This window comes from Stenotrophomonas sp. YJH_SMC_8 (assembly GCF_059371315.1).
The window spans coordinates 75161-92602 of record NZ_JCAFUL010000007.1 but is presented as its reverse complement, the minus strand read 5'-3'; the positions used below and the strand labels follow the sequence as shown (position 1 = coordinate 92602).

Annotated in this window: 13 protein-coding genes and 1 riboswitch; of the genes, 8 read left to right on the top strand and 5 right to left on the bottom strand. The window is 63.3% G+C overall.

From position 1 onward, the window contains the following. Positions 1–54 precede the first annotated feature (54 nt). The 7 genes from AC5P88_RS10605 (at position 55) to pnuC (ending at position 8919) form a co-directional block, all read left to right on the top strand. The gene (locus tag AC5P88_RS10605) at positions 55–693 is read left to right on the top strand and encodes a response regulator (protein WP_005407620.1); all 639 of its coding nucleotides are present in this window, start codon (positions 55–57) and stop codon (positions 691–693) included. Between the two features lie 378 nt (positions 694–1071). Beyond that, positions 1072–1842 (top strand): hypothetical protein, encoded by a 771-nt coding sequence (locus AC5P88_RS10600; RefSeq protein ID WP_049429813.1) that lies wholly within the window; start codon positions 1072–1074, stop codon positions 1840–1842. 111 nt (positions 1843–1953) lie between these two features. After that, on the top strand, positions 1954–3945 hold the full coding sequence (locus tag AC5P88_RS10595) for an XVIPCD domain-containing protein (protein ID WP_495225001.1): 1992 nt from the start codon (positions 1954–1956) through the stop codon (positions 3943–3945). A 246-nt stretch (positions 3946–4191) separates the two neighbouring features. Next, positions 4192–4611, top strand: coding sequence for a glycine zipper 2TM domain-containing protein (locus tag AC5P88_RS10590; protein WP_495225000.1), 420 nt, complete (start codon positions 4192–4194; stop codon positions 4609–4611). 125 nt (positions 4612–4736) lie between these two features. After that, complete coding sequence (locus AC5P88_RS10585; protein ID WP_495224999.1) at positions 4737–5861, top strand: phosphotransferase enzyme family protein; 1125 nt, start codon at positions 4737–4739, stop codon at positions 5859–5861. Between the two features lie 121 nt (positions 5862–5982). After that, positions 5983–6078, top strand: a riboswitch (TPP riboswitch). Positions 6079–6148: 70 nt separating this feature from the next. Continuing rightward, complete coding sequence (locus AC5P88_RS10580) at positions 6149–8338, top strand: TonB-dependent receptor (protein ID WP_495224998.1); 2190 nt, start codon at positions 6149–6151, stop codon at positions 8336–8338. An 8-nt stretch (positions 8339–8346) separates the two neighbouring features. Further along, on the top strand, positions 8347–8919 hold the full coding sequence (gene pnuC / locus AC5P88_RS10575) for a nicotinamide riboside transporter PnuC (RefSeq protein ID WP_106548792.1): 573 nt from the start codon (positions 8347–8349) through the stop codon (positions 8917–8919). 96 nt (positions 8920–9015) lie between these two features. Here the strand turns inward: pnuC and AC5P88_RS10570 are convergent, their stop codons facing one another. From AC5P88_RS10570 to AC5P88_RS10550, 5 genes are all read right to left on the bottom strand, one after another. Continuing rightward, a complete protein-coding gene (locus tag AC5P88_RS10570; RefSeq protein WP_106548740.1) occupies positions 9016–9432 on the bottom strand; it encodes a hypothetical protein in 417 nt (138 codons plus the stop codon). A gap of 86 nt (positions 9433–9518) precedes the next feature. Further along, positions 9519–10493 carry a Dyp-type peroxidase gene (locus AC5P88_RS10565; RefSeq protein WP_495224997.1) on the bottom strand — a complete coding sequence of 325 codons (975 nt, stop codon included), beginning with the start codon at positions 10491–10493 and terminating at the stop codon, positions 9519–9521. 116 nt (positions 10494–10609) lie between these two features. Next, positions 10610–10933 (bottom strand): hypothetical protein, encoded by a 324-nt coding sequence (locus AC5P88_RS10560; protein WP_495224996.1) that lies wholly within the window; start codon positions 10931–10933, stop codon positions 10610–10612. Between the two features lie 160 nt (positions 10934–11093). Then, a complete protein-coding gene (locus AC5P88_RS10555; protein WP_495224995.1) occupies positions 11094–11669 on the bottom strand; it encodes an OmpO family porin in 576 nt (191 codons plus the stop codon). A gap of 447 nt (positions 11670–12116) precedes the next feature. Further along, positions 12117–15887, bottom strand: a complete 3771-nt coding sequence (locus tag AC5P88_RS10550) for a YobI family P-loop NTPase (RefSeq protein WP_495224994.1) — start codon at positions 15885–15887, stop codon at positions 12117–12119. A 616-nt stretch (positions 15888–16503) separates the two neighbouring features. Here AC5P88_RS10550 and AC5P88_RS10545 point away from each other — a divergent pair. Continuing rightward, complete coding sequence (locus AC5P88_RS10545) at positions 16504–17244, top strand: hypothetical protein (protein WP_495224993.1); 741 nt, start codon at positions 16504–16506, stop codon at positions 17242–17244. The last annotated feature ends 198 nt before the right edge of the window (positions 17245–17442 follow it).

The window sequence follows — 17442 nt, the reverse complement described above, 5'->3', positions numbered from 1 at the left end:
CCTGACAGGGCCGCGATGGTCGCGGTCCGGCTTGCCCGGTGGCCATACTAGAGCATGAGCTTGCGCATCATCATCGCAGACGACCACCCCGTGGTCCGTATCGGTACCCGCGCCGTCATCGAATCGAGCGGGGTCGGCCGCGTGGTCGGCGAGGCTGACAGCGCGCAGGCGCTGATGGCCCTGCTCGGCAGCCAACCCTGCGACCTGCTGGTGACCGACTATTCCATGCCGGGCAGCCCACAGGCCGACGGCTTCGCCATGATCGGCATGATCCGCCGCCGCTTCCCCGACCTGCCGGTGCTGATGCTCAGCGTCTCCAACAACCTGGCGATCCTGCGCATGGTGCTCGACAGCGGCGTGCTCGGCCTGGTCGACAAGAGCTCGTCGATGGACGAACTGCCGCAGGCCATCCAGGCGGTCTATCGGGGCCAGCCCTACATCAGCCGGAGCCTGCGTGAGCGGGTCGAGGCTGCGGGCAGCTGGCGCATGCGCGAGGGCGACGGCAAGCCGTTGTCGCCACGCGAGGTGGAAGTGCTGCGGCTGCTCGGCACCGGCATGACGGTGAAGGAGATCTCGCTGCAGCTGCACAAGAGCGTCAGCACCATCAGCCGGCAGAAAGGCGACGCCATGCTCAAACTGGGCCTGAAGGGCGACGCCGAATTGTTCGACTACCTGCGCGACGGCAAGATCTGAGAACCAGATCACACTGTAAGGGCATCTGTCACCGCCCTCTTTGACCGGCCGCCGTTCTGTGCCAAGATGACCCGGCATGGGTTTTCAATGCGAGGTCGAAGGAATCGACCGGCTCATGTCCTCGCTCCCGTCCCAGGTGGATGGGGTGCGGTTTCCTGCCGGCCGTCTGGCCCGGCAACGCTGACCATGGAGAGGCGCATGCATCACCCCCCCGAGCCATGTTGGACCCTGCCGTTGCGGCCCCTGCGCGCATTCGCGGCGTGCCTGCTCGTCTCTCTTTCCGCTGCGGCCTGCAGCGCCGCCGATCCGGCCCCCTCGTCCTCCCAGCCTGGCGCCCCCGTGCAGGCTGCCGATGCGCCCCGACAGGATGTTGCCCCGATGCAGAACACCTCTCCCGACACCGCCGTCACCCCGCCCGACGCGCCGACCGTGATGTATTTCACCTACCAGGTGGACGGTGATGGCGCGACCTCCTACGAGGTCCAGAACGGCAGCGTGGCGACCTTCTGGTTCGGCCACACCTTCACCCTCGATGGCACCACGTATTACACGGGTTTCTCCTGGGATACCCGCGAGCACTACGGCAAGCCGGGCGAGCAGTCGCCGGCCGGCCCGGATGACCGCGCCAACCTCGCCGAGGCCACCTTCGTGCTGGCCGGCAGCGACGCGAACAAGCCCTGGAAGTTCCGTGGCCAGGAATGGACCATCGGCGCACTGGGCGCCTATGACAAGGCCGACGATGTCGATACCCGGCGCAAGCCGCTTGAACATCGCACCGCCGACGGTCGCCTGCTGCTGGCGGTGCCGACCAGCAGCTTCGACCGCGGCATCAGCAGCACCGGCTATGCACTGCTGCTGTTCAACCCCAAGCGCAGCGAAGACGACGTGGACAGCAAGGTCTGGCGCTATGTCGGCTCGGTGCGTACGGGCGAGGACAACAGCGCCGCCTGCGACGAAGGCAACGTGATGCCCTGCACCGACAGCGATGGCGAACTGGCGTTCGCTGCCGACGGCAATGGCCTGCCGCGACTGACCGTGACCTTCAAGGGCACCACCATCGACGCCCCGGGCAAGACCCGTGCGCTGGCTGCCGGCGACGCCGTGCACTACACCTTCGACAGCGCGACCCAGCAGTACGTCGCGCCTTGATTGCCACCCGCACGTGCGGGTTACCTGTTGACCGACATGTTCTTGACTCATGGATGAGTCCGGTTGGCGATTCGCGGCACGCGCCGCTCCATCAACCCCGAGGAAGACGTCATGGCACAGCATGACTACAGCAGAAAGGAAGTCCTGGACATCGTCGAGCAGGTCGCCCGGCACAAGGGCATTCCCGTCGATGACTTCATGCGCTTCGCGCACATCGAGACCGGCGGCACCTTCAACGAGCGCGCCCACAACACCTCGTCCGGCGCCAAGGGCCTGTTCCAGTTCGTGCCCGGCTCCGCGCGCCAGTATCACCTGACCGGCCACGAGTTCGACCCGACCCGCAACACCGAAGCGGCCGCACAGATGTACCAGGACAACCTGGACTCGATGGCACGCCGCAACGAGCGCACCGGCCACCCGTACCTGTCCGGAGGCAGTACGCCGACCGGCCTGGACCTGTACCTGGCCCACCAGCAGGGCAGCGCCGGCTATGGCTCGGTGCAGACCGCGATTGCCACCGGCACCTTCGGCGTGGTCCGCAACGGCCACGGCGAAGAGATCAACATGCGCCGCAACGTGCTGAACCAGATCGGTTCCGACGCGAAGGCGCTGACCGGCCACACCCTGGCCGAGATGCGCGGCATGAACGATGGCGACCTGGCGCGGACGTTCTCCAGCTACTACATCCACAAGTACGCGGCGATCAGCATTCCGGAAAAGAACATCGAACCGCAGGCGGTGGCGCAGGGCCAGGGCCAGACCCCGGCAGCGCCGGTGCAGGCTAGCGCCGCCGTGGCGGCCGGTGCAGCCGCGCTGGCGGCGACCGCTTCGGCCGCTGCCGCGCCGAAGCCGGGCATCGAACTGCAGGCCGCCTACGAGGCCGGCGTGAAGTACGACCACGTGAAGTACGCCATCAACATTCCGGGTCACGCGCTGTACGTACCGGGCAAGACCGGCAAGAACGTGGAGCAGGGTTACATCGACTGTTCCGGCTGGGTCGGCACGCTGCAGAACCGGACCATGGACGAGATCAACCAGAAGGCCGGGCATGCGGTCTTCAGCAAGGCCGATCGCATCGACCTGGGCAACCTGGGTTCCGGCGGCATCGTGCGCAAGGCGTTCGACCAGTCCGGCGTGCTGCTGGACCGCGACGCGATCCTGAAGCCCGATGCGCTGAAGGAAGGCATGATCATCGGCCTGGATACGGCCAGGACCCGCCACGAGCATTGGAACGGCATCGACCACATCGTGATGGTGGTGCGCGACCCCAACACCGACAAGCTGCTGATCAGCCAGTCCACCGGCAGCAAGGGCGTGCACACCATGCCCATCGAGGACTACCTCAAGCAGGTGAAGGACCACCCGAACTGGAAGCTGTACGCTACCGACCCGCTGTCCAAGGCGCGCGACCTGCTGGAAAACCGCACCCAGTCGCACGAGCAGACCCAGGGCAAGCCGGCGGCCGAGCACAAGGCCGCTGCCACGCCGCAGGCCGAACTGTACAAGCAGGGCGCGCACAGCGACGGCGTGCGCACGGTGCAGGAACAGCTGGGCCACCTGGGCTATGTCGGTGCCGATGGCAAGCCGCTGGTCGAAGACGGTCGCTTCGGCCGCAACACCGACGCGGCGGTACGCCAGCTGCAGAAGGACAACGGGCTGGTCGCTGACGGCGTCGTCGGCGCGAAGACCCTGGAGGCGATCAGGGACGCTCGCGAGCGCCCGCTGCTGAACGACGAGCGGCACCCGCGCAATCCATTGTTCATCCAGGCCAGCAAGGGGCTGGAGCTGATGCCGGCAGGCACCTTCAAGGATCGCCACGCGCTGGAAAGCACCGCAGCGGCATTGACCAGGGAAGCCCACGCCGCCGGCCTGCAGCGCATCGACTCGGTGGTGCCCAGCCCGAACGGTGAACGCCTGTTTGCCGTGCAGGGCACGATCGGTGACCCGGCGGCCAGCCGTGTCGCGGTGGAGACCCGCGCCGCCAGCGAGCAGAGCATCGCGCTCAGCAGCGGTGCCGTGCAGGGCGCGCCGAACGTGCTGCACCAGCAGCAGGACGCCCAGCAGGAGCAGGCCCGGCAGGCACAGAAGGCCATGGGGGTCTGAGCCCGCAGCGCCTTGCAGACCGGGGAGGGGCCGCGCCATGCGCGGCCCTTTCCCTTTCTGCCAGCTGAGCGGCCGCGGCCGCTTTCAGCCTTGCTTCATGCCACCTGCCGCTAGATGAATGCGCAAGCCGCACGGTGGGCCAGGCAATGTTCCGGCAATGTTGGAACGTCAGCGTGGTCTCCACGGCAGCCGGGGCGCCCGCGCCCTCCCTGCCCAGCGTGGCATGCACCTCACAGGAGAACGAACATGCTCAGTACTTCCACACTCAGCTTCCGTGGTCTGGCGATGGCCCTGGCACTGGTTGCCGGTGTCGCCGTGGTCAGCGATGCCAGCGCGATGTCGAGGAAGGACAAGCGCACCCTGGTCGGCGCCGTGGTCGGTGGCGTGGCCGGCAATCTGCTCTCCAACGGCGATCCTGCGGCCACCGTCGGTGGTGCCGTGGCCGGCGGCGCGATCGGCAACCTGACCACCTCCGACCGCCGCGACCGTCGCTATTACGACAATCGCTACTACGACAACCGCTACGACCGGCGCTACGACCGGCGCTACGATCGTGGCTATTACCGCAGCGGCTACTACGACCGTGGTGACGATCGCCGCTGGCAGCGCGAGCGCTACTACAACAACCGCTACTACAACGACCGCGGTCGCCATCGCGGCTGGTAAGCGCGTCGGCATCACCCATGCTGATGCAGGGACGGGCGGGTCGATGACCCGCCCGTTTGCGTTGGCCGCGGTCATGGCGTTGAATGCGCAGCCTTGGATGTGACTTTTCCCACTCGGGCTGCGGCATGACGTCTTCCTCCCACCGCGTGCAGGGCCTCAACAACGACGAGGTCGCTGCCGACTGGCCACCCATCAGCGCCGCGGACATCGCGTGGCTGAGCGCGCGTTACCTGCAGCTGGGCGAGCACAGCCAGCCCCGCTGGCACAGCCCGCGACCGCTGTCGGCCGCCGCCATCGTTGACGGCGTGGATGGCGCGGTGTTCATCAAGCGCCACCACCACAGCGTGCGCAGCGCGGGCTGCCTGGAAGAAGAGCACCGCTTCATCGCCCATCTCGCCGCAGAGGGCGTACCGGTGGTGCAGGTGCTGGCGGCGACCGATGGCCGCACTGCCGTCGAACACGGCGAATGGACCTTTGAACTGCATGCCGTCGGCGTGGGCGAAGACGTCTACCGCGACGCCGTGTCGTGGTCGCTGCTGACCGATGTCGCACAGGCACGCGAAGCCGGCCGCATGCTAGCGCGGCTGCACCGTGCCTCCGCCAGCTACCACGCGCCACAGCGCAGTACCCACCTGCTGGTCGCGCGCGACGATCTGATCCGCGCCGACGACCCGATCCAAGCAATCAAGGCTGGCCTAACTGCACGTCCGGGTCTGGCCCGTTACCTCGCACGCATCCCCTGGGAAGCGCAGCTGCAGCGCGACGTGCTGCCGTGGCACGCCGGCCTGGCCGCGCGCCTGCGCGACGAGCCGCGTCTGTGGGCGCACAACGACTGGCATGTCTCCAACCTGCTGTGGCGCGACGGCCAGGTCAGCACCGTGCTGGATTTCGGCCTGGCCTCGCCCACCAGCGCGCTGTTCGACCTCGCCACCGCGATCGAGCGCAACGCGGTGGCGTGGCTGGAACTGGAGCGCGGCATGGATGCAGTGCGCATCGACATTGCGCTGGCGTTGCTTGATGGCTACCGCGAAGTGCTGCCGCTGTCGGGTACGCGCGTGCATCTGCTGGCCGACCTGCTGCCGATGGTCCATTTCGACTTCGCACTGTCCGAAGTGGAGTACTTCGAAGGCATCACCGGCTCGACCGCAAATGCGGACGTGGCCTGGCAGCCGTTCATGCTGGGGCATCCGGCATGGTTCCGCAGCGCGCCGGGGCAGGCACTGCTGCAGGCGCTGCACACCGCGGCATGACCCGGTTGACGCACCGTCGGGGTCACCGTTGGGGTCAGATCCCCTTCCTGCGGAAAGGGATCTGACCCCGCAGCCTGAAGGGCACCGGCTCGCAAATCCGTACCATTTGTAGTGAAATGGTCACCTGAAGCGGGGGTGCCTGGATCTGCCAGGCTGAGAGAGTCCCTTGGAACCTGATCCGGTTTGCACCGGCGTAGGGAGCTTTGAGCCGCAGCCACACCCCCATCATGGGCCGGTGCACCTGCGCGCCGTCGCTTCGTCTCCCTTGTTGTCCGAAGACGAACCGAATGAACCGCTGCCTGCGCCCCACCCTGCTCTCCCTCGCCCTCTGCGCCGCCTTGCCGCTGCATGCCAGCGAAGCCGATGCGTCCCCCGATGCGGCTGCCAGCGGCGCCGAACGCTCGCCGACCGAACTGGCGGCCGTGCGTGTGCAGGCCGGCAAGCCGAAGGCCGATACCTCGCGCGTGAACGCCTTCGGCGGTGGTTCCTGGAAGGACACACCGGCGTCGGTGAACGTGCTCGAGCGCGATTACCTCGACCGCCGCCAGGTGCGTTCACTGTCCGAGCTGGCCAGCAACGATGCCTCACTGGGCGATGCCTATGCGCCGGTGGGCTACTACCAGAACATCGCCATCCGCGGCTTCGCGCTGGACGCCGCCACCGGCTACCGCTTCAACGGCCTGTCCATCGCCGGCGAACAGCGCCTGGCGCTGGAGAACGTGCAGTCGGTGGAAATCCTCAAGGGCGAAGCCGGCCTGGCCGCAGGCGTGATGGCGCCGGGCGGCATCATCAACTACATCGGCAAGCGTCCGGCCGAGGTGCGCACCGCCACGCTCGGCACCGATTCGGAAGGCTCGCGCTACGTCGCCGTCGATGTCGGCCACTGGATCACCCCGCGCTTTGGCCTTCGCCTGAATGCCGCGTGGGATTCCAGCAACTCCTATGTCGAGCACGCCGATGGCCGCCGCAACTTCTACTCGCTGGCGGCCGATTGGCTGATCGGCGAACGCGGCAAGCTGGAAGTGGATGCCAACTACCAGACCAGCTCGCAGCGTTCGGTGTCCGGCTACCAGCTGCTGGGCGCGAGTGACCTGCCGCGCGGCGTCGACCGCGAGCATCTGCTCGGCTACCAGCCGTGGCAGCGCCCGGTGGATATCGCCAGCACCAACATCACCGCACTGCACACCTACGACTTCAACGACGCCTGGCAGTCGCGCGTGTCGGTAGGCCACAGCCGGTCGGTGATCGACGACAACGTCGCCTTCGCCTACGGCTGCTACTACGCCGTGCAGTGCGCCGATGGCAGCGTGCCCGGCAACTACTTCGCGCCCAACGGCGACTACGACATCTACGACTACCGCAGCCCGGACGATACCCGCCGCAACCAGCAGGCGCGCGCCGAACTGCGTGGCCGCTTCGACACCGGCAGCATCGGCCACGAGCTGACCATCGGCGCCGACTACTTCCGCCGCACCGTGGACAAGCGCCCGAGCGTCAACGAGTACGTCGGCACCAGCAACATCCACGAAACACCGGTGCCGGTGTTCGAGCCGTCGCCGAAGATGCCGGGACCGTCCGCACGTCGCCTGGACAGCCGCCAGACCGCGTTCTTCGCGCTGGACCGGATCAGCTTCGGTGACGACTGGCAGTGGCTGGCCGGTGGCCGCTTCGTGCGCCTCGATGAGCGCGCCTACGACAAGCGCGGCACCCCGCAGCGCCACAGCCGGCTGTCGCGCTTCCTGCCGCAGACCGCCGTGGTGTGGAAGGCCACCGACCAGCTCAACGCCTATGCCAGCTACGTGCGCGGTGTTTCACTGGGCCAGGAAGCGCCGTTCTGGACCAGCAACGCCGATACCTTCCTGCCGTCGGTGCAGTCGCGGCAGCTGGAAGTGGGCGTGAAGTACGTGCCGGTCGAGGCGCTGACCCTGGGTGCGGCGGTATTCCGCATTTCGCAGCCGTACCAATACGCCAAGCCGGACAACAGCGAGGTCGGCTACACCTTCGTCGAGGAAGGCACGCAGACCCACACCGGCCTGGAGCTGACCGCCAACGGCCAGCTGACCGATGCACTGCAGATCGTGGCCAGCGCCAGCGTGTTGCAGGCGCGGGCTCGCGATACCGGCACGCCCACCTATGAAGGCCATCAGCTGGTGAACGTGCCGAAGGTGCGGGCCAGCGTGCACGTGGCCTATGCGCTGCCGTTCGTGCAGGGCCTGGACGTGACCGGCGGCTGGCGCTATGCCGGTGCCAACGTGGCCCGTGCCGATGGCGGCGTGCGCGCGCCCGACTACTCGGTGTTCGACGCAGGCCTGCGTTTCCAGCATCGCCTGCACGAACGTGCAGTGACCTGGAACCTGTCGGTGGACAACGTGTTCAACCGCTTCTACTGGCGCGATACCGGCAGCAGCGGCGGTGACTACTACCTGTTCCCCGGCGCACCGCGACAGGCGCGCCTGTCGGTGACGTTCGCGCTGTGAGCGGCGTCATGCTCGAGTGGACCGCCGCGCTTTGCAGCATCCTCGGCGTCTGGTTGATGGCGAGGCGCCGGCTGTCGGCATGGCCGGTGGGCCTGCTGTCGGTCACGCTGTACGGGCTGGTGTTCGCCGAGGCCAAGCTGTACTCGGACACACTGCTGCAGGTCGCCTTTGGTGGTTTCCTGGTCTATGGCTGGCTCAACTGGCGCCAGCATGCTGCCGATGAAGGCAGCATCCGCATCGTGCCGTTGGCGCGCGGCAAGCTGCTGCGCGACCTGGCCATCGGCCTGTGCGGTGGCGTGGCGTTGGGAGCCGGCATGCACACCTTCACCGACGCCGCGCTGCCGTGGCTGGACGCGATGCTGACCGCACTGAGCCTGGTTGGCCAGTGGTGGCAGGCGCGCCGCCATGTGGCCTGCTGGTGGGTGTGGATCGCGGTGGACGTGGTCTACGTGGGCGCGTACCTGTTCAAGTCGCTGCACGTGACTGCCGCGTTGTACGTGTTCTTCCTGGGCCTGGCCGTGTTCGGCCTGCGTGCATGGAGTGCGGCCGCACGCGAACCGCAGGCGGCACCGGTTCGTTGATGCGGATGGCCGGGCTGGGCGCTGGCCATCCACAGTAGAGCCACGCCATGCGTGGCTGAGGGATCACCGGTAGGCCCATCCACGCACGGCGTGGATCTACCGGTCAAGCACCAGACCCAATCGCAGCGGCTGGCGCATGTCGGCAGGCGGTGCGGCCTGCAGCGGCGCCGCCTGCAGGGTCGCGCGCAGGTCCGCATCCACCTCGCGGTCACCCAGGCTGTCGAACTCCAGCTTCGAGATGCGGCCATCCGCCGCGATCCATACGCTCACCGGCAGCGGCGTGGGCGTATCCGGGTGTGCCCGCAGCCACTCCACCACGCGCTGCGCCTGCGGATCCTGTTCCTGCTGCAGGCGCTGCTGCAGCTGGCCCCCCACCGCAGCGGCATAGGCCATCCAGTGCGCAGGGGCCTCCTGCGCGGAAACGCTGGCACTCCCCAGTGCCAACGCGCCGAACAACGCGGCCAGCGGCCCCCACCAGCGCCGCGCGCCGGTCCCGTTCCCAGTCCTGGCCATCGCCTGCCTCCTGCACTCCCATCCAGCGCGCCATGGTCGGCGCCATAGATGACAGGCAGATGGCGGGCCGTGATGGCCCGGTGCGATCAATCGCCCAGGTCGGCCAGCACCTTGCGCGAGGGCGCGAAGAAGGTCACGCCGGTGGTGGCGGTGGAGAAATCGAGAATGCGGTCGTGCAACGGCGCGGGATTGCCGATGAACATGCGCTCGAGCATCTTCTCGATCACCCACAGGCGGCGGGTGTAACCAATGAAGTAGGTGCCGTACTCGCCACGGCCCGGGTTGGCGAACGGCATGTTGTCGCGCAGGATCTCGTGCTCGCCGTCGGCGTCTTCAATGGTGCACAGGGTCTTGTGCGACTTCTGCGCATCCGCCGGTGCGTCATCCAGCTCGATGTTGTCGTGCTTGGTGCGGCCGATGATGGCTTCCTGCGCCTCGGTCTTCTGTGCGCGCCACGCATCGAGGTTGTGCAGGTACTTCTGCACCACCACGTAACTGCCGCCGGCATGCTCCGGGTCTTCGTCACCCACGATCGTGGCTTCCGGCAACGACAGCCCTTCCGGGTTGGCGGTGCCATCGACGAAATCGAGCAGGTCGCGGCCATCGAAGTAGCGGAAACCGGCCACATCATCGACCGTTTCCACCGCATCACCGAAGGCCATCAGCAGGTTGCGCTCGAACGCCACGATCAGGTCCATGGTTCGTGCACGGATGTGGTACAGCAGGTCACCCGGCGTGGACACGGCGGTGTGGGTCGCACCCTTGATCTCACGGAAGGGCTGGAGCTCGCGCGGCGGCGTGGTGCCGACCAGCGGCTGCCACACGCGGTGGCCGATGGCCACGTTGCAGGTGAAGGTGCGCTCGATCTCGCGGATGGCGGTGTTCTTGATCAGGTCGTCGGTGCTGGCCAGCACCTCGCGCGCCTTGGCGATCGACGCCTCGTCATCCTTCACCTTCAGCACCAGGAACGCCGCCGAATGGGTAAGCGGCGCGGTGATCTGCTGCGGCTCGTTGTCGAGCGTGTGGTCGAGGGCGGTGATCGGTGCGGGCTGGGAATTCACGGCAGTTCCTGCTGGCTTGAGACGGGTGCATCGCCTGTGGCGATGTGCCGGCGATCATAGCCGAACCACCCGCGCGCGGCCGGAGCGGTTCTCGTTCCGCTGTCAGCAGCGCCGCACTACGCCCGGGTCAACTGGAACTGCTGTGGGCTAGTCCAGGCGATGCGAAGATACGCGCCTTCCAGCAGGCCGCGCTCGCGCAGCCAGGCGAACACCTCGGCCGGGCACCACTCGCGCCCCGCCGAGAAGGCCACGCCCAGATCGCGCAATGCGACGAACATGCGGGCCTTGGCGGCATCGTCGGCGACAGAGGCATGCAGGATCGGCGGCACGCCCTGAAAACCAAGCGCACCCAGCGCCGGCTGCGCGGTGGTATCCACAAGCACCACCTGCACGGTGTTGCCATCGGCCTGCTGCACGTATGCGCAAAGGGAAGTCTGCATGCGGAATCCGCCATCCGGTGGGCTGACAGTATGCCCGCGCATTACCGATGCCTCAGAGGTCCCGGAAAAAGTGAAGCCCGGCGCGAGGCCGGGCTTCGGTTGGCGTGTGGGAGAGAGAGAGTCACACGCCAGCACAGCACGCACTAACGACAGGCGTTTGTTACCAGGTGAAGCGCGGGCCCACGAACCACTCGCGGTCGCCGGCCTTGGCCAGCTTCACTTCGCCACTCAGGCCCCAGTTCTGGTTGAACTTGGCGGTGGCGCCGACGCGGCCGTAGAACTCGCCGTCCGGGTTGATACCGTGCTTCTTGGTGTAGTCCTCGTAGCCGGCCATCACGTAGCCTTCCACGTACGGGTTGAACGCGGTGCGCACGCCGACTTCAGTCGAGTAGCCGTTGAAGTCCAGGCCGTGCTTCATGTCGAACTTCTGGTACGCGACGCGGGCCACCAGGTCGGTGTTCGGTGCGATGCCGTAGTTGTACCCGGCGCCGATGCGCCACTGGTCGACGTCATTCTTGAACTTGTCGGTTTCCTGGGCGCTGTAGTCGCCAAAGACGTGGAAGTTCGGGTGCACCGCAACGGAACCCTTCACCTTCCAGCCATCGGCGTCGCCGCCTTTGGCATCGGTGTTCACGTAGCCGCCTTCAACGTAGTTGTACGACAGGCCATCGGTTGCCGATGCAGCGAACGGCAGGGCAGCCAGAAGACCCAGGGCAAGCAGCGAATTCTTGTTCATCGTGACACACCTTTAATTATTTTGGTTTCGTCGACCGCCTCCCGGGAGGGGGAGAGAGAGGAGGCGGCCGACAGGTGTGAATTATCCGTTAGGGGGTCTAATCGACCCTGAATATTGAACTGACTGGTGTATAAATAAGGCTCCCGTTCAGGGAACTCCGTCAGCGCTGCTAGTAGCCATGCCCCCATAGTTCGTGTCGATTGCACAAACTATGGGAGCAATCACCTACACAGACTATGGGGACAAATGCGAGCCTGGATCAGGGTCCCCGAACACTGGTCCCCGGCTCGCCCCACTGGGCGAGGCTGACTAGCGACGTCTAACAGTCCCGTACCTAGCGTACGAGATCGCCGATCGGATGGGTCGAGTGCCCTGACCTTCTAGGCCTCAAGATGAGGCAAAGACCGGTTCTAAAAGGGGCTACCTTGGCGTCCGCGAGATCCAGATCTACGCGTACCTCTTGATCGCTCGAATGCCCTTCCTCTTCTTCTTGTTATCGTCGTAGAACTGACTGAGGACCCCCATGTCCTTCAGGACGCCAAGGACCGGTCGAACAAACGGATCGTCGGGAAGTAGTGGCCTACCGGCGCCGCTCGCTGCAAGCTCACTGTAGACACCTTGCAGGCTATGGAGAATTGGTAGCAGCCTCTCAAGCTCAATCGTGGCCAGGTGCGGCCCCAGAAGTTCGAAGACCACCGCCGGAGAGACTCTCGGTACGCGCGCATATCGTTCGATGGCATTCAGAGGAATGCTCAAACCAGCCTCGATTGCCCCCTTCAGCAGTTGCTGAATTCCCGCATCGTTTGCAGAGGGTGCATAGGCCTCGATCTGCTCTACAACCTTACTCTTCAGCTTTTTGCGAACCTGAGCGCTTTGCAGAAAATCAGCCAGATCGTTCCCGATGACCTTGGGCGACATGAACTCCCCAAAGCCTCGCGAACGTTGGATGTAATGTGCTCGGGTTGCCCAGTCCATACCCTCCAAGGCGAGGTAGGCCTCCTTTGTGTCTTCGATCAGCTTCGCCCTCAGGGCAAGCCCGAACAGCTCACCACTCTCAACCACGAGATCGCTTACCGGCAGTGGTGCCTCCAGGCCCAGCATGGTCGCCAGTTCCACGCGCCGCTCCGCAGTAAGGACGTCATTCGCGGCCAGTATCACCTTGGCAACTCTCTGCCTGCCCTCAAGTTCCACCTCCTCAACCCCAGCAATTGATGAGGTCTTCAGCAGAGTGACGGCCAAGGACGCGTCGATAGCCTCAAACTCATCCAAGTATGCAATCAGGTTGAACAGCGATACCTTGAATCTCATGTTCTGCGCCAGTAGCGGCCAAAGGTGCGAGGTCACATCACCGAGATCTTCAATGATGCAGTCAGGAGAGGCACGTGAGATGAGGACACCGATTGTCTCTAGGTCCGCGTCTGCGGACTCTGCCACTTGCGACAAGATCTGCAGATAGTTGGAGCTGACATCGACGCTGAAGTCCGAAGGCGAGATTGCATCGAGGTACTGACGCAGATGGCCGATCATGTGATCGTAGGCAAAATCGCTCATTGAACGAATGGCGTCCAGGGCAACAGACCCACCATCCATGATGGAGGCCATGTTCTCACGCGTGATCTCATAGAGGCCCCGAGTAAGCAGGTCGCTCCGCAACGCTGGCGCCAGGCTGCCTAGATGAGATGCGCTGAGTTCGCAGCGCAGGAAAATAAAGCCTATTCCCTTCGCGGAGCGGTCATCCAGCTCCTCGCTAGCAAGCGAAGGGATAGCCGCATAGTTCGCCCTAAAGTAAGCGATGAACGCAGCATCAAGTGAGTATCTAAACCTACCGCTCATGCTCTCCAGTGCTACGCCAATAAGCTGCAACCGGGCGCTTTCCTCGACGTCAACCTCACTGGAGAGGTAGATCAGAATCCCATCATAGATGGGAGTTAGAAGCCTGATAACTGCATCCTTCTTGGAACTTCCAGCCAGTATCGCCTGGAGATAGCGCCGTTGGTCGCCCCCCATCTTCGTGAGCGAAGCTATCTGAAGTGAGAGGATGTCTGTGTGCCCCGGGTTGCGTTCTCCGGCGTTCAGCAGACGCTCCAAGACGCTGACGTTGTAGAGGCCCGGCTCTCCAAAGTCCGCCACGGCGCACTCACCGATAACCTCATCTGCCTCATCTGGCTCGAGATGGAAGTGCTCATCCATCGTGTTGCGCTGTACATGATGAATAAGGAAGTTCATCGCTGCGGCGCCAACACGATCGCCAGGAAAGACGGAGGTGTAAAGGTTGAAGTTTCGATTGATATACCCGGCGCGGACAAGATGATAGGCCAAGCCAGTCTTCAACACTTTCTGTGCCAGGGCATCCAATGACATCGAGTGATCCGAATGCGGGGCAACCCAATCCTCTCGACTAAGGAGCTGGGACATATCCGCCGCACGGAGTTCGACTAGATCTGAATGGATCTGAGTACGCCGCGCGACCTCAGCATCAGCGTCCAGTTGACTCCATTGCTCTGGTTTCCAGCGATCACCGAGCAATCGCACAATGTCACTCTTCTTCAGCGACAGTATCTGAGTGCGGTTGTAGTGATCGGTTCTGACGCTAAACGTGATGACACTCTCCATAGAGGCGTCCTGAAAACTCTGCCAGAAGTCAACGCCCTTGTACGCCGCAATTGAGTACGAGACTCCCGAGAGCTCGAATGGCCCCTCGGTGACGTGATGGGAGGCAGCGCGCATCAGCATCTGACCGATGCCTAGCAATGCCTCACCCAGTTCTTCGCTTCGCGCCTGCAGCCCGTTTGCCAATGACTCCCGTCGGTGAGTGGCTGATAGCTCCTTTTCCAAGCGATCAATGTTGAAGGCCACGATCTTGCGACCATGGTTGTAGAGAAAGTCAAGCTTGCTCTCGCCAAGACGAATGGCTTCGAAATCGCTTAGATGTGTGCTCTTGTACAACATCAGAGCGAACAGCTCAGTCTCCGATAGCTTCAGGCGGCTAGCCGGCCTCAGGATCTGATGCCGGAAGACCAGAAACTCGTTGCGCACATTCTTTAGTAGACGCATTTCGGGTACGTGCCTGCTGGCAAGGTCAATCAACCTCGGTTCAATGCTGTGCTCGATCTCCTTCAGCAAACGCGTCGTGAGATCTCGCGCATTCTGATGCGTGATGAAGGGGACAACCGGAATCACTAGGTCAAAGAACTTAGTCCGGTTGGCTCGAACTGTCTCGGCGAGTGCGGTGTCATCAGCTGCCAGCAGATCACTCTCAAGGCGCCGACCCTGCTGCTGCAGGCCAAGTTGATCGAAGATACTGTCCTTAATCGCATAGATGAACTTGATCTCACTTTCGATCTGTGGCGAAACGTTCAGAAGAGTGTTAAGAGACCTGAGCGTTTCAAATATGTGCGCATCATTGAATCTGTCGATATCCTCGAACACAACAATGTTCCGCTTGGACACCTCAAAGAAATAGACGATTTCATCCAGGTACTGGTCGAAGTACGATACCGACCGATCATCCAACGTGACCGTCGCCGCCCCCGCAGAGAGCTCCTTGATCCGCAGCCGGCCGTGGAAAAGCTTCCTCAGAGTCAGCGCTGTACCCATGAAGATCGGGGCCAGCACCAAGTAGATGCCATTGCCCATTGCCTTCCCGAAAGGAAGAACCTTGGCGACCTGATCCGCCCAGCCGGTTAGTAGGAATGCTACAACCGCGATCAGTGCAAAGATCAATGCGATCAGCAACTCTCGGGACCAGTTGAAGCGCTCGATCCGCTGGAAGCGGGATCCCGGCGTGTTTCTTGGCTCTTCACGGTAGAGGAGCTGCTTGACGATCTCCTGCTGAATCCGATTGGTCGGCGTTATCGCCTGTGGGGGTAGCGCCCCCTGATTTGCAACAGACTCGAATGGAGCTAACGTTGAGAGAGAGAGCTCGAGCACTTTCCCCTCATTGCGACGCACCAGCTCTTTAAGAATGCTACTTTTGCCAACGCCATACGTCCCTGATAGGGCGATGTTGCGGATCTGGGGGGTGGCCAGGGCATCCGTGAGCGCGTCGACGTATGGCGTGTGATCCGACTTTGAGAACTCTGGCGTCAGTGGCGTTAGCCTGGGCATTCCATCGCTGCTTGGCGCTCCATCCGTTACATGCTCGTTCTGAGAAGCGATGCCGACTGGGGCGCCGGAGGTGGCGCTGGATCGAGTGGTATCGGAATGGGATTGCTTCATGGACATCCTGTCGGAGCAGAAGTGTATGGGTGCGGTATCGATTGGCGATAGGGAGGCAGCGCCATCACGCTAATGCATGCTACCAACACAGGGGCGCCTTTTCAGGCGCGCCTGGGATAGCTTCATTGAGACCCTAATCATGGCGGCTAGCCGAGCGAAATAACGGAACTCCAAACGTCCCTCGGCAGGTGGCTATTCATCCCCAGTTGTATTGCAGAAGGGTCAGACCGTACTCAATGATCTAGGAGAGCTACAAGTCGTTGGCGTCGATCCGGCTGACGCCAGAATACGCCGGTCCCTCATCTCTCATCTCTGCGGGACCACGGTAGGCTCAAGGTCAGTCGTGGATAAGCGATGTTTATCGGGAGCAAGCAGCTTTTCGCCGGAAGCGGACTGCGCAAGTGAAGAACTCTTACTGCGGCACTTTGCGACCCGAAGCGGACACCCCGCCTAATACGCTAGCTGCTGCGAGTCCCTAGTTCGATGTGCGAGTATCCAACCGACGGCTGAGATCGAAACGGACCAGTGCCTTAGCTTCGCCCAGCCAAGGGTTTGGCCAGCATGCCTTGCAGGAAGATGTCTACACGGGGCGGGCTTCTTGAGATATCGTTAATGGTTGTTGGTTTCGAAGAAGGGGGCGAGTGTGCTGGAAGTTTTACTGGAAACGATTGTTCCCTTGGGGGGCGCTTCAGCAGTGGTCGGAGCGTTTGCAGCATTCTTGGGAAGTATCTGGGCCCATCGCATCAAGCAAGCGACAGTCGCAGCAGCTCAAAAAGACGTCGCTTCCATGACTGCAAAGGCTCAGCAGGATCTAGCTTCACTGTCCGCGGAGCACACGCGCGTGCTGGAATCATTCAAAGCGAAAGCAGCGGTTGCTCTCAAAGAACGAGAGGCATTCGCCGGATTTTCGGCGGATTTTTATCAGCAATTTCTTTCTCAGCGCGTCACTGTTTACCGTGAACTTCTGCGAATTGGAAACGATTACCGGAAGCGGATGGACGAGAACTTTCTGCGTGAGGAGTTTGAAGACTGGCACGGGGAGTACGTCTCTATTTATGGAGAAATGCTAGAGTTGGTGACCGACAACCAGCTTTATGTTTCGAATGAAGCTGAGGCCAGCTTTCAGCGCCTGCGTGTTGCAATCGCACCCCATCTGAATGAGGCGGATCGCGCCGAGGCGTACGCGCAGGCACATGGTGCAGATGACGGTGAGGCGAATGAAGCTCGAGCCGAGGGCGAGGAACGTGCACTCCGAGAGACAGGCCGCCTAATGGCCGAGTTTATTGATCAAGTGCGACGAGATGTCGCAAAGATTCGCTCGCGCATTGAGATGGATTCACCGGCACCCATGCTTTAACAGCGTCTGTGGACTCAGTCCGCAAATGCGCGCTAAGGGCAGCTGTCGCCGACGTCCAATTACTTGATTCGACCCGAGATCGGACACGCCTTTCAGCTATAGGACGGCGGGAACACGGATTGGCGATCCGCGACGGTGCACCTTGCTCGCCGGGGAAGCCACAGGCCGCTTGCCCCTGCTGCGGGAGGGCCGCCACCA

Excerpts from the sequence above, each read along its gene's own strand:
- AC5P88_RS10605 (WP_005407620.1), top strand. The coding sequence starts at position 55 with ATGAGCTTGCGCATCATCATCGCAGACGACCACCCCGTGGTCCGTATC.
- AC5P88_RS10600 (WP_049429813.1), top strand. The coding sequence starts at position 1,072 with ATGCAGAACACCTCTCCCGACACCGCCGTCACCCCGCCCGACGCGCCG.
- AC5P88_RS10595 (WP_495225001.1), top strand. The coding sequence starts at position 1,954 with ATGGCACAGCATGACTACAGCAGAAAGGAAGTCCTGGACATCGTCGAG.
- AC5P88_RS10590 (WP_495225000.1), top strand. The coding sequence starts at position 4,192 with ATGCTCAGTACTTCCACACTCAGCTTCCGTGGTCTGGCGATGGCCCTG.
- AC5P88_RS10585 (WP_495224999.1), top strand. The coding sequence starts at position 4,737 with ATGACGTCTTCCTCCCACCGCGTGCAGGGCCTCAACAACGACGAGGTC.
- AC5P88_RS10580 (WP_495224998.1), top strand. The coding sequence starts at position 6,149 with ATGAACCGCTGCCTGCGCCCCACCCTGCTCTCCCTCGCCCTCTGCGCC.
- pnuC (WP_106548792.1), top strand. The coding sequence starts at position 8,347 with ATGCTCGAGTGGACCGCCGCGCTTTGCAGCATCCTCGGCGTCTGGTTG.
- AC5P88_RS10570 (WP_106548740.1), bottom strand. The coding sequence starts at position 9,432 with ATGGCCAGGACTGGGAACGGGACCGGCGCGCGGCGCTGGTGGGGGCCG.
- AC5P88_RS10560 (WP_495224996.1), bottom strand. The coding sequence starts at position 10,933 with ATGCAGACTTCCCTTTGCGCATACGTGCAGCAGGCCGATGGCAACACC.
- AC5P88_RS10555 (WP_495224995.1), bottom strand. The coding sequence starts at position 11,669 with ATGAACAAGAATTCGCTGCTTGCCCTGGGTCTTCTGGCTGCCCTGCCG.
- AC5P88_RS10550 (WP_495224994.1), bottom strand. The coding sequence starts at position 15,887 with ATGAAGCAATCCCATTCCGATACCACTCGATCCAGCGCCACCTCCGGC.